The sequence below is a fragment of the Yoonia sp. R2331 genome, assembly GCF_041103235.1.
Lineage (GTDB): Bacteria > Pseudomonadota > Alphaproteobacteria > Rhodobacterales > Rhodobacteraceae > CANMYO01.
Window position 1 is genome coordinate 1,842,153 of record NZ_JBGCUN010000001.1, and the last position, 15,544, is coordinate 1,857,696.

14 protein-coding genes are annotated in these 15,544 nt (G+C 61.2%); 8 read left to right on the forward strand and 6 right to left on the reverse strand.

The window, feature by feature from the left end; genetic code table 11:
- Positions 1-8: 8 nt before the first annotated feature.
- Both AB3Y40_RS09480 and AB3Y40_RS09485 read right to left on the reverse strand, forming a co-directional pair.
- Positions 9-554, reverse strand: a complete 546-nt coding sequence (locus AB3Y40_RS09480; protein WP_369438548.1) for an RSP_2648 family PIN domain-containing protein — start codon at positions 552-554, stop codon at positions 9-11.
- Positions 551-1,747: an RSP_2647 family RNA methyltransferase gene (locus AB3Y40_RS09485; RefSeq protein WP_369438549.1), complete on the reverse strand. Its 1,197-nt coding sequence runs from the start codon at positions 1,745-1,747 to the stop codon at positions 551-553. The genes AB3Y40_RS09480 and AB3Y40_RS09485 overlap by 4 nt, the downstream gene beginning before the upstream one ends.
- Before the next feature lie 131 nt (positions 1,748-1,878).
- Between AB3Y40_RS09485 and edd the strand changes: the two genes are divergently transcribed.
- Together edd and eda are read left to right on the forward strand one after the other, a co-directional pair.
- Positions 1,879-3,684, forward strand: a complete 1,806-nt coding sequence (gene edd / locus AB3Y40_RS09490) for a phosphogluconate dehydratase (RefSeq protein ID WP_369438550.1) — start codon at positions 1,879-1,881, stop codon at positions 3,682-3,684.
- Between the two features lie 82 nt (positions 3,685-3,766).
- The gene (gene eda, locus AB3Y40_RS09495; RefSeq protein ID WP_369438551.1) at positions 3,767-4,408 is read left to right on the forward strand and encodes a bifunctional 4-hydroxy-2-oxoglutarate aldolase/2-dehydro-3-deoxy-phosphogluconate aldolase; all 642 of its coding nucleotides are present in this window, start codon (positions 3,767-3,769) and stop codon (positions 4,406-4,408) included.
- On the opposite strand, the gene AB3Y40_RS09500 is transcribed toward eda, so the two are convergent.
- The 3 genes from AB3Y40_RS09500 to AB3Y40_RS09510 are packed head-to-tail and all read right to left on the reverse strand — an operon-like array spanning position 4,405 to position 7,794.
- Positions 4,405-4,671, reverse strand: coding sequence for a hypothetical protein (locus tag AB3Y40_RS09500; RefSeq protein WP_369438552.1), 267 nt, complete (start codon positions 4,669-4,671; stop codon positions 4,405-4,407). The two genes, eda and AB3Y40_RS09500, sit on opposite strands and share 4 nt — an antisense overlap.
- On the reverse strand, positions 4,668-7,424 hold the full coding sequence (locus tag AB3Y40_RS09505) for a [protein-PII] uridylyltransferase family protein (protein WP_369438553.1): 2,757 nt from the start codon (positions 7,422-7,424) through the stop codon (positions 4,668-4,670). Before AB3Y40_RS09505 ends, AB3Y40_RS09500 begins: the two co-directional genes overlap by 4 nt.
- Positions 7,411-7,794, reverse strand: a complete 384-nt coding sequence (locus tag AB3Y40_RS09510; RefSeq protein WP_369438554.1) for a nuclear transport factor 2 family protein — start codon at positions 7,792-7,794, stop codon at positions 7,411-7,413. Before AB3Y40_RS09510 ends, AB3Y40_RS09505 begins: the two co-directional genes overlap by 14 nt.
- A gap of 26 nt (positions 7,795-7,820) precedes the next feature.
- On the opposite strand from AB3Y40_RS09510, the gene AB3Y40_RS09515 reads away from it, so the two are divergent.
- The 5 genes from AB3Y40_RS09515 to AB3Y40_RS09535 all read left to right on the forward strand — a co-directional run bounded on the left by AB3Y40_RS09515 (position 7,821) and on the right by AB3Y40_RS09535 (position 11,393).
- A complete protein-coding gene (locus AB3Y40_RS09515) occupies positions 7,821-8,291 on the forward strand; it encodes a YbaK/EbsC family protein (protein ID WP_369438555.1) in 471 nt (156 codons plus the stop codon).
- Positions 8,292-8,475: 184 nt separating this feature from the next.
- Positions 8,476-8,937, forward strand: a complete 462-nt coding sequence (locus tag AB3Y40_RS09520) for a DUF2852 domain-containing protein (RefSeq protein WP_369438556.1) — start codon at positions 8,476-8,478, stop codon at positions 8,935-8,937.
- 77 nt (positions 8,938-9,014) lie between these two features.
- A complete protein-coding gene (locus AB3Y40_RS09525) occupies positions 9,015-9,446 on the forward strand; it encodes an RDD family protein (protein ID WP_369438557.1) in 432 nt (143 codons plus the stop codon).
- A gap of 76 nt (positions 9,447-9,522) precedes the next feature.
- On the forward strand, positions 9,523-10,350 hold the full coding sequence (locus AB3Y40_RS09530; RefSeq protein WP_369438558.1) for an arginyltransferase: 828 nt from the start codon (positions 9,523-9,525) through the stop codon (positions 10,348-10,350).
- Positions 10,351-10,430: 80 nt separating this feature from the next.
- Positions 10,431-11,393 (forward strand): LysR family transcriptional regulator, encoded by a 963-nt coding sequence (locus tag AB3Y40_RS09535; RefSeq protein WP_369438559.1) that lies wholly within the window; start codon positions 10,431-10,433, stop codon positions 11,391-11,393.
- On the opposite strand, the gene AB3Y40_RS09540 is transcribed toward AB3Y40_RS09535, so the two are convergent.
- Positions 11,390-12,916, reverse strand: coding sequence for a trimethylamine methyltransferase family protein (locus tag AB3Y40_RS09540; RefSeq protein ID WP_369438560.1), 1,527 nt, complete (start codon positions 12,914-12,916; stop codon positions 11,390-11,392). The genes AB3Y40_RS09535 and AB3Y40_RS09540 overlap by 4 nt on opposite strands.
- A 171-nt stretch (positions 12,917-13,087) precedes the next feature.
- Here AB3Y40_RS09540 and AB3Y40_RS09545 point away from each other — a divergent pair, with 171 nt between their 5' ends.
- The gene (locus AB3Y40_RS09545) at positions 13,088-15,511 is read left to right on the forward strand and encodes a GcvT family protein (protein ID WP_369438561.1); all 2,424 of its coding nucleotides are present in this window, start codon (positions 13,088-13,090) and stop codon (positions 15,509-15,511) included.
- Positions 15,512-15,544 lie beyond the last annotated feature (33 nt).

Below are 15,544 nucleotides of genomic sequence, written 5' to 3' on the forward strand. Positions count from 1 at the left end.
CTTTGGCGCTATGCTGCCGCTAGCCGCTTTCCCAGTCGCGGTAACCGCGCCTTTTTCATCAGCGCACGCATGGTCCAATCCTCGCCAGATAGCCGCCGTGCCTCTGCCAGCACGCTGCCTCCGACGCCCCGGACCTGATCTGGGGCCTCGTCATAGAGCCGGATCAAGAAGCCATCAGGGTCCGCACGAAAAAGCCCTTCTTCCGCCAGCAAGTTCCCCGGAAAATCTTTGGCATTCGCCGTCACGATCCCGTCGCAGGACCCAACGACTGCTGCCGCCAGCACGTGGATGTCATCAGGGTCCGGAAGCCAGAACTGCGCCAGCTTGCCCGCTGGCACCGTTATCTCTGCCTGCGGAAAGTCAGCGCGCAAGGCTGCGACCTCGCCCCGTGCAATCACCTCACCCTCTGGTCCCAACTTCATCGCCGCCCGCGCCCATTCCTCCAGAATGCGTGGCGACCAGCGCGGTTCATATAGGCCAGCGCGCGCGCAGCCGATCAACACCTCGCGCATGACAGTTGGATACAGCACGCAGGCATCCAGCAGCATCCTCATAGGCGGAAGAACACCGCCTTGAGGTATCCGCTTTCGGCCAGATGCGGCATCAGCGGATGGTCCGGCCCGGCAAATCCGGTATGCACAATCTGCCCGCGCCTGCCGCCACGCCCGATCCCGCGGGCGCTGGCGTTGCGAAATTTGGTCAGGTCAGCGGCATGGCTGCAGGAACACAGCCCCAGATAACCACCCTCGGCCACCAGCGCGGCCGCAAGACGCGCGACGCGTTCATAAGCGCGCAAGCCCGCGTCCAAGGCCTGCCGGTTAGGCGCAAAGGCGGGTGGATCACAGATCACCATATCAAAGGTTTCACCTTCTTCGGCCAGCGCGGCCAACACGTCAAAGGCATCGCCCTTGCGGGTGGCAAAGCGCTCCGCCACGCCGCTGGCCTTGGCCCCCGCATCGGCAAGTTCCAGTGCGGCGGCAGACCCGTCAACGGCCAACACTTTGGACGCCCCGCCCGCCAGACAGGCCAGCCCAAAGCCGCCCACATGCGAAAAGACATCCAACACCCGCGCACCGTGGGCAAGAGATGCGGCAAAGGCATGGTTCGGACGTTGATCATAGAAAAGCCCGGTCTTCTGCCCCCCCATCACGTCGGCCATATAGATGGCACCGTTCATCGGCACCGGGACCGGTGCCTCTGGCGCGGCCCCGGCAGCCACGCGTGTGACATCATCCAGCCCTTCCAGATTGCGCGCCCGTCCCGTCCCGTTCAACACAACCGTGCCGACCCCGGTCACGCTTTGCAGCGCGGCCACAAGCGGTTCAATCAACGCATCCGCCCATGCCGCGTTGGGCTGCACCACCGCGACATCGCCAAAGCGGTCAATAATCACCCCCGGCAGGCCGTCGCTTTCTGCATGGACCAAGCGGTAGAACGGTTCAGTATAAAGCTTATCGCGATGCGCCAGCGCCGAAGACAACCGGGAAGCAAACCACGCCTCATCAATGATGGCGGCTGGGTCACGGTCAAGCATCCGGCAGATAATCTTGCTGGCCGGATTGACCGCAACCACCCCCATCGTCACGCGGTTGCTGTCTTCAAGCACCGCGAGGGACCCGCCCGGCAATTTGCGGGTGCGCCGGTCCGTCACAAGTTCATTGGCATAGACCCAAGGGAACCCGTGGCGCACGGCACGCGCATCGGCTTTTGGTGTCAGGCGGACAATGGGGTAAGTTGGCTCTGTCATACTGCCCCATACCCCGCCCGCCCGCGCCTTGGAAGGGCCAAGCGCAGCTTCTTCCATGCGTTCTTTTCTACGATTGTTAGCGCTAACCGGACGTGTTATGGGAACCCGAAACCAGCCCTTGCGAGGATATTATGGCACTGCATCCCAAGATTGCCGAAGTCACCGACCGCATCCGCGCCCGATCCGAGGAGCCGCGCCGGAAATACCTTGATAGCATGGCCGCGGCAGCCGCCGCTGGCCCGCGTCGCGCGCATCTGACCTGCGGCAATCAGGCCCATGCCTATGCCGCGATGGGCGAACAAAAGGACGCGCTGGTCGCCGAATCCGCCCCCAATCTGGGGATCATTACCGCCTATAACGATATGCTGTCGGCCCATCAGCCGTTTGAAACCTACCCGAACCTTATTCGCAAGGCCGCACAGGCGGCAGGCGCGACAGCGCAGGTCGCTGGCGGCGTGCCCGCCATGTGTGATGGCGTGACCCAGGGCCAGACAGGCATGGAACTGTCGCTTTTTTCGCGCGACGTGATCGCATTGGCCGCAGGTGTCGGCCTGTCCCACAACACATTTGACGCAGCCCTTTACCTTGGTGTCTGTGACAAGATCGTTCCGGGCTTAATTATCGCAGCAGCCACCTTCGGCTATATCCCGTCGATCTTCCTGCCCGCCGGTCCGATGGTCTCTGGTCTGCCCAATGACGAAAAACAGGCCGTGCGGCAGGAATTCGCCAAAGGCAATATCGGCCGTGAAGAGCTTATGAAGGCTGAAATGGCCAGCTACCATGGCCCCGGCACCTGCACCTTCTATGGCACCGCCAATACCAACCAGATGCTGATGGAATTCATGGGGCTGCATATGCCTGGCGCGTCTTTCGTGAACCCCGGCACGCCGTTGCGCGAAGCGCTGACCGTGGCGGGCGTTGAACGCGCCGCCCAGATCACGGCACTTGGCAATCAGTATACACCTGCGTCTGACATCCTTGACGAACGCGCCTTTGTGAATGGTCTTGTGGGGTTGATGGCAACGGGAGGGTCGACCAATCTTGTGATCCACCTGCCCGCTATGGCCCGGGCCGCAGGCGTCATTCTGGATCTTCAGGACTTCTCGGATATTTCCGATGTGGTGCCGTTGATGGCCAAGGTCTACCCCAACGGGCTTGCCGACGTGAACCACTTCCATGCCGCAGGTGGCCTCGGCTATATGATTGGCGAGTTGCTCAATGCAGGTCTCTTGCATGACGACACCAAAACCGTCGCAGGCGACGGGCTGGAACGCTACACGCAGGAACCCAAGCTCGACGGCGACCGCGTTGCCTATGCCCCCGGCACCAAGGATACACTGAATGACAAGATCCTTCGCCCTGTCTCTGACCCCTTCAGCCATCACGGTGGCCTGACTCAACTGGCCGGAAATCTTGGACGCGGCGTGATGAAATCCTCTGCCGTGTCCGAAGACCGCCATATCATCGAGGCCCCCGCCCGCGTCTTTCATACTCAGGATGCCGTCAAAGAGGCCTTCAAGGCAGGCGAGTTGACGGACGATGTCGTTGTCGTGGTGCGCTTTCAAGGGCCCAAATCCAACGGCATGCCGGAATTGCACGGGCTGACACCGATACTGTCGGTGATGCAAGGCCGTGGTCAACGTGTGGCGCTTGTCACTGACGGTCGCATGTCTGGCGCGTCGGGCAAGGTACCTTCGGCCATTCACCTCTGCCCAGAGGCCGCGGACGGCGGCCCGATAGGAAGGATCACAGATGGCGACATTGTTCGCCTTGATGCCACCAAAGGGACCATCGACGTGATCGGTGTTGATCTGGACAGCCGTCCTGTGGCCACCGTCGACCTGACCGGCAATGGCACCGGCGTGGGTCGCGAACTTTTCGAGGTGTTTCGCAAGAATGTCGGCCTCGCGGCTGATGGCGCGGGTGTTTGCGTCTGACATTTCTTTTGAAATCAAATATGCCCGCCGGAGGCACGATTATTCGTCGAATAATCGGCACTCGCTCAAAAAGGACAAGACCATGACCCCGCAAACCGCATCTGACAAAAACCGCGCTCTCTGTTTGATGGCCCCTGTTGTGCCCGTTCTGGTTATTGACGACGCAGGTCAGGCCGCAGGTCTTGCACAGGCCCTGGTCGCAGGCGGGTTGCCCGCGCTTGAGGTCACGCTGCGCACACCCGCCGCACTTGATGCGATCCGCGAAATGGCTGCCGTGCCCGGTGGCGTGGTCGGGGCGGGCACATTGCTGACCCCCAAAGACGTCGAAGCCGCCAAAGCTGCAGGCGCGCAATTTGGCGTCTCTCCGGGGGCCACGGACATCCTGCTTGACGCTTGCGAGGCCAACGACCTGCCGCTTTTGCCCGGTGCAGCCACCGCCTCTGAAGCGATGCGCCTGCTAGAGCGCGGATACACCGTACAAAAGTTTTTCCCGGCAGAGGCGAACGGCGGCGCGCCCGCACTCAAGGCCATTGGCGCACCGATCCCGCAGGTCAGCTTTTGCCCGACAGGCGGCGTCAGCCTTAAGTATGCCAATGATTACCTGTCGCTCTCCAACACGCTTTGCGTGGGTGGTTCTTGGGTCGCGCCCAAAGATGCCGTTGCAGCCGGTGACTGGGACAAGATCACAGCCCTCGCGGCAGAGGCCGCCGCACTTCCACGCTAAAGCCCGCGCCCTGCACGCCCCCCGCGCCGACGCGCGGGGCCCACATCCTGCAATGCCGCCAAAAGGGTCAATGTCATCGGGTGGTCGCTGGGCTGCTCCGCGTATTGCACCAGCAAGGCCTGCACCTCGGCCTTGGTGTCATGCTCCGTCGGCAGCCCCAGCGCCCAGTCGAGGAAAATCGTGCGACATTCCGATGCCGTAATCCCGTCGATGCGATAGGCCTCGCGGATCAGTGCCTTGGGATCTCGTGCATCGCCTTTCATCTGTCCTGCTCCAACCGATTTGCAATGATCGCGGCAACCTGCTCGGACTGGGCGGCCAGCGCTTTTTGCAATGCTCTCATGGAACTGAACCCCGTTTCTCGCAACACGAACCTGCGTCCGCCTTCACCCACGGCGTCAGGGTCAAACACCCCACCCGCCAACAGGCGTCCAGCGGCCTGCACGCGCCAAAAATGGCCCGCGGCCTCGCGCAATGCCGCGCCCTCCGCGGCGTTCAGCCAGCCGTTCGCGACACCTGCCCCCAGTTGCGCCACCGTCGCACGCGCGGATGCACCGGCCTGCAAGGCAGCCGTCTGCGCAAAAAGCGCGATATCTTGCAAACGCCCCGCACCATCTTTGGCGTCCCAGACCGACCCGGCCGGCTTGGCACCTGCAAGCCGCGCGCGCATTTCGGCCACATCGGGCAGCACCCGCGCCGCCTGACCTTTGTCCTTCAGCAATGTCTTTCGAAACGCCTCGACACGGCTGCCCAAGACCTTTGATCCGGCTACTGCGCGCGCACGGGTCAGCGCCAGATGTTCCCAGGTCCAGGCCTCATCGCGCTGATAGGCTTCAAACGCTTCAATCGAAGTCGCAACCGGCCCTTGCCGTCCGGAAGGACGTAAGCGCATATCGACTTCATAAAGCCGTCCCTCGCCCATTGGCGCGGTCAATGCCGTCACCAGCGCCTGTGTCAGCCGCGCATAATAGGGCCGCGTCGCCAGTGGCCGCTTACCTTCTGAGGCATCAACACCGTCAGGGTCATAGATCATGATCAGATCAAGATCCGACAGCGCATGCAATTGCCCTGCCCCCAGCGACCCCATGCCCAGCACAACGGCACCTTTTCCAGGCATATCGCCGTGCTTGCGCGCAAATTCGGCCACGACAACCGGCCACAACGCGGCCACAACCGCCTCGGCCAGATCGGCATATCGCTGACCGCTTTCGTCGGCATCAATCAGCCCACGCAGATGATGCACTCCCACGCCAAAGTGCCATTCCTTGGCCCACAGCCGGGCCGCATTCAACTGCGCCTCATAATCGCTGGCCTGTTCTAGCACCTTGCCCAAGCGACTGGTCAGTTGAGCCACACCGGGCCATGGATCAAAGAAGCTGCCGCCAATAACCGCATCAAAGACGCCCGCATTCCGCGACAAATAGCTGGCCAGCGCAGGCGCTGTGGCACAGATATCCACGATCAACTGGCTCAGTTGCGGGTTGGCCTCGAACAGCGAAAACAGCTGCACGCCTGCAGGCAGCCCCGCAAGAAATCTGTCAAACTGTGCCAGCGCCTCGTCGGGGCGCGCCGCGTCCTTCAATCGGGCTTGCACATCTGGCCACAAACGCTTGAAAATCTCGCCCGCCCGGTCGGATCGCAGCGCCGGATATGTCGGCCAACGCGCTGTCACCTCTTGCCCCCAGGCGGCATCAGGTGCTGGTGCCGCATCAGGGGCAAAGAACCCTTCGGTCAACGCGTGCACCTCTTCCAGCCGCGCGCGCAAATCATTGCGCAAATCAGCCACATCGCTGTCCATCATTGCGGCCAATCGGGCAAATCCCTCTTTGTCCGTAGGCAGCGCATGGGTCTGCTGATCACCAATCATCTGGATACGATGTTCAATGTCACGATGCGACCTGTAATGGCCCAAAAGGCCCTCTGCCACGTCATCTTTGACCCAACCCGCAGTCGCAAGCGCGCGCAGCCCCTCGCCCGTACCGCGCAAACGCAGGGAGGCGTCGCGCCCGCCTGCAATTAACTGCCGCGTCTGGGTAAAGAACTCAATCTCGCGGATACCGCCGCGTCCCAGCTTCATATTGTGCCCCTCAAGCACCAAGGCCCCACCCAGTCCTTTGTGGTCCCGAATACGCAGCCGCATGTCATGGGCGTCCTGAATCGCCGCGAAATCCAGATGTTTGCGCCAGACAAAGGGGCGCAGCATGTCCAGAAACCGCTGACCTGCTGCGATGTCGCCAGCGGATGGCGCGGCCTTGATATAGGCCGCCCTTTCCCATGTGCGCCCGACACTTTCATAATACCGCTCAGCGGCTTCCATCGACAAGCAAACAGGTGTCACGCTTGCATCAGGCCGCAGCCGCAGATCGGTGCGGAATACATATCCCTCGCCCGTTACTTCCGACAGAATGGCTGTCATCCGCCGCGTCGCTCGAATGAAGCTGGCCCGTGCATTATGGTAGTCGTCCGGCGCAAACCGGGTTTCGTCGAACAGCACGATAAGGTCGATGTCACTGGAATAATTCAGCTCGCCCGCGCCCATTTTGCCCATCGCCAGCGCACACAGCCCGCCTGCGGTGATCGCATCAGCCTCATCCAGCCCCGGCAGTTTGCCGCGCGCGATCTCGGCGGCGACAAGCGCTTTGAGGCAGCGATCAACCGCGGCATTGGCGAAGTCGGTCAGGGTTTGCGTGACCACCTCTAGCGGCCAGACGCCGCCCAGATCAGCCAACGCCACAATCAATGCGATCCGACGCTTGGCGACCCGCAGATGCACTGCCAATTCTGGCAGTGAAATATCCGCAATCTCGTTCAGAAGTGCGGCAACCGCACCTTCTGGATCAGGCAAAGCAAGCTCCAGCCAAGCCGCCTCGCGCTGCATCAAACCGCTCAGATAAGGGCTGCAGCCTGCGGTGCCTTGCAACAGCGCGCGGGCATCCGCGCCAAGATCAGGCGCTTCGGCGGCACGTTCGGGATCAAAGGCGCGCGGCACACGCGTCAAGCGATCAAGCAGCGACATAACTTGTGTCCTGACTGAATAGATTGATCCAAGTCTCGCCCCGGCGTTCCCAAACGGACGACACGTACATGCGTTCGGCGCTCTTGCTGTTGATCCGCGTGAAGTCGGCTTGATAAGCGATCAACGCATGATTCACCCCCAGCGCGCGCACCTGAACGTCGTGCAACGCGAACGTCTTGATTGACGGGCCGTCCGCCAATTGCCCGGTATGCGCGGCCTTGTCTGCAAATCCATCCGCATAAACGCCTAGAAAGCTGTCACACAGCAAGGCAGCATCCGCCCCGGCGTCCCCCGCAACCAACGCCTGCCAGACTTGCATTTCGGCCGCCAATATGGCGTCTTTCAGCGGATCGGGGGTGTGTGTCGTCATGCCTCAAGCTAGGCAGAAGGTCCCGCATGAGCAAGAGCCTCAGACGTGTCACCCGCGCCCTGTCAGAGGCAGGGCTGGACGTGACCCCGCTAGAGATGTCGGACCTGACCCGGACGGCGCAGCAGGCCGCTGATGCGGTAGGCTGCGCATTGGATCAAATCGCCAAATCGATCATCTTTGGCGGCGAAACTTCGGGCGAAGCGATCCTTTTCATCACTGCTGGAGGTCAACAGGTTGACCCGTCCAAGGCGGCACTCTGCGCAGGAGAACCATTGGGCAAGGCCGACGCCGCGCTGATCCGTGCCCAAACCGGGTTCGCCATTGGCGGGGTAGCACCCGTGGGGCACCTCAACCCGATCCGCGCCTTTTACGACCCACGCCTTTCGGATTTCGACATGGTCTATGCTGCCGCAGGCACCCCGCGCCATGTTTTTCCCATCGCACCAACCGATCTGATCCGCCTGTCCGGCGCGCAAGTGACCGATTTCACCTCATAAAGCCGGCCATTTCCCCTTCTCCAGCGCCAGCAAAAAGGCGCAAAATCAGCCTGTTATGTGAAAAATGTAAAAAACATTCACATTGACCCTTGCGAGGCGCCGGTCACGCGCCCATCTTGGTAATGTGAAAAGCATTTACATACCCCGGCCGCTTCACCGGCCACCACATAGGAGAGACACGCACATGACCGCCGCTGATATCAACACTGCCACGAACCATAGCGAGTATCATCGCCCGAACTGGTTTGCCCGGACCGAGGGCTGGCTGGATGAACGCGGTAAGCCCGCATGGATCGGTGCCACCGTGCTTGGTTTTATCTTCTTCTGGCCCGTCGGCCTCGCCCTGTTGTTCTACATGCTGTTCTTCAAAAAGCATGGCGGGATGACCGGTCGCCGCGCCAAGCGGATGCGCCACGGCATGCGCCGGATGGCTGGCAGCTCGGGCAACATGGCCTTTGACGCCTACAAGACAGAAACCCTGCGCCGCCTGGAAGAAGAGCAAGACAACTTTGAGGCCTTCCTGGAGCGTCTGCGCGAAGCCAAGGACAAGGCAGAGTTCGACCAGTTCATGGATGAACGCGCCAAGTCTAACGACAATGGCCACAACGACGACGACAACGGCGACGACACACGCGACGCCGCCTAAATCTCCCCCCCGGGGTGGTCCGCAGGTCGGACCGCCCCACCCTTTTTTTGCAACGGACAAAGATGATGACGACCGCCATGACCTTACCCAACCCCGAAACGGCCCCCGCATTCTATCAAGGCGTCCCTTTCAAGCGCCTCTTGGCCTGGGTCGTTGATGTGGTCCTGATTGCACTTTTGTGTCTGCTGGTCCTGCCGTTCACCGCGTTTACGGGCATCTTCTTTTTCCCGTTCCTGATGCTCTTTGTGGGCTTTTTCTATCGCTGGTTCACCATCGCAGGCGGTTCTGCCACCTGGGGGATGCGCTTGATGGCGATCGAGTTGCGGGACATCGAAGGGATGCGCCTGACATCCGGCACTGCATTCCTTCACACGGTTGGCTACACCATCTCGGTTGTGACGGCCCCGCTACAATTAATCTCGATGGGCGCGATGGTTCTGACCCCACGCGGCCAAGGCCTCAGTGACCTTGTTCTGGGCACCACGGCGATCAATAAACCAGCCCGTTAAGCAATCCGTCAACTTTTGCAAACCTCCCCAGATTGGCGGGGTTGTCACGCGCCGCAATTGCCACCACTCTATGGGTATGCGCCACACGCTTCCCATCGCGCCGCAATTCTACGTGACGGCCCCGCAACCCTGCCCCTATCTGGACGGCAGGATGGAGCGTAAGTTGTTCACGGCCCTGCAAGGGGACGCCGCTGGCCCTTTGAACGACACGCTGTCCAAACAGGGCTTTCGCCGCAGCCAGAACGTGCTGTACCGCCCCTCTTGCGCCGAATGCTCGGCCTGCATGTCCGCGCGGATTCGCGTTGCGGATTTTAGCCCGTCACGCAGCCAGCGCCGTGTCCTCAAGCGCAACAGCAACCTCAAGCGCCGCGCGACATCCCCGTGGGCGACCGAAGAACAATATGCCTTGTTCCGCGATTACCTTGACCATCGCCATGCACAGGGCGGCATGGCTGACATGGACATGTTCGAATTTGCCGCGATGATCGAGGAAACACCGGTCCGCAGCCGTGTGATCGAATACACCGACCTCAACACCGTAGGCACCGACCCGCTGGCCGCCTGCCTGACCGATATCCTCGATGACGGGCTGTCGATGGTCTATTCCTTCTTTGACCCCAGCCTTGACCGCGCCTCACCCGGAACCTTTTTAATCCTCGATCACATCGCCATCGCGCGCGAGTTGAACCTGCCATATGTCTACCTTGGCTACTGGGTGCCGGGTTCACGCAAGATGGGCTACAAGGCGCGTTTTAAGGGGATCGAGGTCTTTCGTGGCGGCCAATGGCAGGACCTTGGCGACCCAGAGGACTATGACAGCGCCCTGCATCCGCTGTCGACCGACCCGATCGCCGAACAAGTGGCCAAGATCAACCTGCCCGGCAGCCAGCCTGCGGGCGAATAGCAGTTTCGACAACCTGAAATCGCAGTTTCGCATTGCTCGAAACCGGTGCTACCCTTGTGCGACCGCCACAAGGACAGTTGATGAAACACCCCGATCTCTCGCTCAAATGGCTGCGCGTGTTCTGCGCCGTGGCCCGTGTCGGATCGTTGCAGGCCGCCGCTGCCCAAACGGGACTTTCCATCAGCACCGTATCGCATCACCTCGCCCGGCTCGAAGACCACCTTGCGACGTCGCTGATCGATCATGACCGCCGCCCGATGGTGCCGACGACCGCGGGCTTGCAATTTCTGGCAGCCGTGGAAGAGGCGCTTGGAACACTCGACCGCGCCACCGCTGATCTGACAACCGCCCAACCGGGTGGGCTGCAACAACTGCGCTTTGCAATGATCGATGACTTTGAAAATGACATCGGCCCGGACATCACTCGTCTGCTGGCAAGCAGTCTGCCGGGCTGCCGCTTTACCCATATGACACGCGTCAGCCATGAAATCCTCGATCTTTTGCGCGCGGGCGATCTTGATCTGGGGCTGGCAACATGCCCAACAACGCCGCCCGCCGATCTGACCGAACTGCCACTCTTGCGCGATCCCTTTGTGTTGGCCGTCCCCGCCCGGTCCAATGCCTTGGCCGAGGATCTGGTGGCCGGACGCACCGACCTGCCGTTCCTGCGCTACAATCGCAGTCAGATCATCGGCCATATGGTGGAAGCACAGTTGCGCCGCCTACGCCTGAAACTCCCGCACAGCTTTGAACTCGACAGCACCGCGTCGCTGATGGCGCTGATTGCACAAGGCGATGGCTGGGCCATCACAACACCGGGCAATTACATGCGCGCCAAACGGTTTCAGCCGCAGATCGCGCTGCTACCCTTCCCCAACAAAGGCTTTGCCCGCACCGTTTCGATTTTCGTGGCCAACAGCCGAACTCAAGACGTGGCGCTGCGGATCGCCACGGCCATGCGCAGCCTGTTGGCAACCCATGCGGTTTGCCCTGCCGTCGCCGCCTACCCTTGGCTGCGCGACAGCTACCGCCTGATCGATTAATCCAGAATGTCGAACTGATCGCGGATTGCGCGGTCCTGTTCCGCGGTCAGATATTGCGGGTGATGGCCCTCCAGAACCTCTCGCGCCTTCACCCGGGCCCTGTCCCATGCATCGGTTGCACCCGCTTCTTGCCATGTCCGTGGCTGTTCGCGGTCAGCCAGTTGCGGATAGTGATAGTCTCGCTCCATCGCGGCATAGGTCTGATCAGCCCCCAGAAAATGACCGTCACCAAGGATCGCGTCACATATCGCCTGAAAGCCCAGATTGTCCGTCGTGACTTCGACCCCGCGCAGGGCGCGATAGGTGGCGGTGTGCATTTCGTCATCCAATATGAACGCCTCAAAACTCACCCCCAAAAGCGCAGCCATCATGCCGCTGCTTTCGTAGATCAAATTGCCGCCGGCGAGGGCCGCCGCAAGCGATGTCATGCCTTTTTCGACGCCGTACTGTGCATCAACGGGCTTGGCATCCGTCATCGACGCGGCCACCCCTGATGGCAGGCCCAGCCAGTTCGACAATTGGGCCGAGGCCGCGTTCATCAGTACCGTTTCACCCCCGCCGCCCGCAAAGGCCCCGCTGCGCAAATCAATCACCAAGGGCCAGTTGGAAAATACCATTGGAAAGCCAGGAGAGATCACATTGACCATCACGAGGCTTGCCATCGTCTCAGCGAGGGATTGCGCCAGAAACCCCGCCAGTGTCGCAGGCGCAGTGGCCCCGGCTTGCGCTGCTGTGATGCAGGACATCGGAATGTTGTGGGCGATGCATTCATAGACCACATCCACCGCATCTTCACCAAACCGCATGGGCGAAATGACCGGGCTGATATGCGCCTTCAGGAACGGACGCGCGGCAAACGCGCCCTCACCGCCTGCCGCGATGTCCAGCATCCGGACAATCGGCGCCACATGTTCGGCCAGCGTGAACGCGGTCGCCACGGGCTTTGTGGTGTTGCGGATCAGCGCATAGGCGGTGTTCACGTCCAGATCATAGGGGTCGGGCACATCCGTCGCGATGCAGCAGCGGGTGAACCATGCCACGTTGTCCAACGTGTCTTGCAACCGGGTAAAGTCATGTAGATCGCGCAACGTCGAGGGGCGATAAAGCCCACTGTCCATATCAAGCGTGTTGACCGCGGCCCCACCGGTGCCAAAGAACACCTTGTCACCACCCACCTCTATCGACCTCGCCGGATCGCGCCCATGCAGGTGAAAGGTTTTGGCCGCAGTCTGGATGCTACGTTCAACCAGCGCTTTAGGCACCCCGATCCGCCCTTGGCCCAGATCAACGGCACCTGCGGCGATCAAATCATCCCACAACCGTTGCGGCACCTCGCCCATGCCAAGCTCTTCAAGCAGCTGCAGCGCGGTGCCATAAATCGCGCGCATCTCGGCCTCGGTCAGCGGCTGATAGCGCCCGCCCGGCTGTCCGGGCGGGGCCGGGTTGATCTTTGGCGGAGCAGCCCGTTGCGCTACCCGCGCCTTGCGGCCACTGCGCACCCGTTTTTGTTTGTCATGTGCCATCTGCAGTCCACCCGTTGCGCAATTGGAAATGCAGTCTGACCCTGGCGCAAGAACTTCCGGCACACCTTCATAAAGTCAAAATGCAGTTTCTATTATTTCGAATACGCGAAAATACCGTTGCCGCCGCCTGCGCCGTCCCGGCAAAATCCTGCAAACAACCAAGGGGCCATCATGAAATCGCAAGCACGCGTCGTCGTCATCGGTGGTGGGATCGCTGGTTGCTCGACCCTTTATCATCTGACGCAGGAAGGTTGGTCAGATGTCGTGCTTGTTGAACGGGATGAGCTGACATCCGGCACCACATGGCATTCCGCCGCCCAGGTCACCAACTTTGGCATGAACCAGACGATGGTCGGCCTCAAGTCGCATTCCATCAACCTTTACAAAGAATTACGCGACGACCCTGATTACCCCGTACAATACAATCACGGCGATGGTGGCATCCGGCTGGCCAATACGCAGGCCCAGATGGACGGCTACCGCCACTTTTCATCCATGGCGCGCGGGATGGACGTGGAATTCGAAGTCATCGACGCTGCTGAATGCGCCCGCCGCCATCCGTTGATCTCGACCGACAACCTTGTGGGCGGTCTATGGGATGGCAACGACGGTGACATTGACCCCGCCAGCCTGTGCCAAGCGCTTGCCCGCCGCGCCCGTAAAGCCGGGGCCGAGGTCTACCGCAACACCCCCGTCACCGCGCTGACGCAACACAAGGACCACAGCTGGACTGTCCACACGACCAAGGGCGATATCCGCGCCGAGATCGTCGTCAACGCCTGCGGCTACCGCGTGAACGAGGTGGGCGCGATGATGGGCGTTCATCACCCTGTTATGTCGATGGAACACCAATATTTCGTGACCGAAGACATCCAGGGCATCATCGACGCCGGCCACCGGATGCCCCTGCTCCGCTGCCCGATCAGCGACTATTACTGCCGTCAGGAAAAGCAGGGGTTGCTGCTGGGGTTCTACGAACAGGACTGCCGCACGTGGGGCATGGATGGGATCGACCCCAAGTTTTCAAATGACCTCTGCCCTGACGACCTCGACCGGATCACGGACGTGCTTGAGGGCGCATTCACCCGGATGCCCGCCCTGATGGACGTCGGTATCAAGAACGTCGTCAACGGCCCCATCACCTATACCATCGACGGCGCACCGCTCGTCGGCCCGATCCCCGGCAAGCGCAACGCATTCTGCATCATCGGCCTGCGCGCGGGCCTTGGCGAAGGCGGCGGTCACGGCTGGCTGCTGGCCCAGCAAATCGTGCATGGCGAGGCGTGCTATGACACGTGGTGCCTTGATCCACGCCGCTTTACCGGCCACGCCAATGTCGAACTGACAGCCCTCAAAGCGATTGAGGATTATCAGAACGAATTCCGCTTTCACTTTCCAAACGAACATCGCCCCGCCGGGCGCATGGCCAAGACCACACCACTCACGCCCGTGCTTGCGGCGGCAGGCGCACATTTCACGACGGTGAACGGCTGGGAAAGGGCAGAATTTTATGCCCCTGACCTGACCGTCACACCCTCTTTCCGCTTCGACGAAAGCTTTGACGTCGTCTCAGCAGAAGTTGCCGCGGTGCAAAACGCCGTTGGCCTGTCAGAAGTCAACGGCTTCAATCGGTTCGAGATCACAGGCATGGATGCGCAGACGTTCCTAGACCGCATGATCTGCGGCCGCCTGCCGCGCACACCGGGTCGCGTCGGGCTAGCCTATCTGCTCAACCACCATGGGATGCTCAAGGGTGAGGCGACCATCGCCAACCTGCCCGCCTCTGACCGTGGCTCGAACCGCATCTGGTTTGGGTCTGCGGCCGCGTCGGAATTTCACGATATGGATTGGTTGGCCCAGCACATTGGTCCAGACGAAGACGTCACAATCCGCAGCCTGACCAATGACCAAACGATCCTTGTCCTTGCTGGCCCCAAGGCCCGCGCGGTCATGCAGACAGTCAGCCGCGCCGATTGGTCCGCCGCCGCATTCCCCTGGCTCTCGGTGCGCGAATGCTTCATCGGCCACGCCCCCGCCACCGTCATGGCGGTCAGCTTCTCCGGTGAATTGGCTTATGAAATCCATCTCCCCAATGCATCACTCTACGCCGCCTATCTGGCACTGACCCAAGCGGGAGAGGCGCATGGCCTCAAGCTCTTTGGCGCGCTTGCCGTCGACAGCATGCGCTTGGAAAAAGGTTATCTGCATTGGAAGGCCGACATCCTGACCGAATTTGATCCGTTTGAAACCGGCCTCAATCGGTTCGTCCAGATGGACAAACCTGATTTCATCGGCAAAGCCGCCCTCGCCGCCCGTCCCGCGCCGGCCAAACGCTTGGTCACGCTCAGCCTTGCCAGCAAAGATGCCCCGGCACACGGCGGCGCGTCCCTGATGCACGGCGGACAGGTCATCGGGACTGTCACATCAGGCGACTGGGGCCACCGCACCGGTCTGAACCTTGCTTATGCATTTGTGGATGCAGCACACGCCGCCCCTGGCGAAACCTGCGCGATTGACGTGTTGGGCCACATGATCCCCGCCACGGTGATCCCTGCGTCCCCTTATGATCCCAGCCTCGCGCGGGTACGGGGCTGATCGCCGCCGCGCCGGCCAAAGCCTCCATCGCTT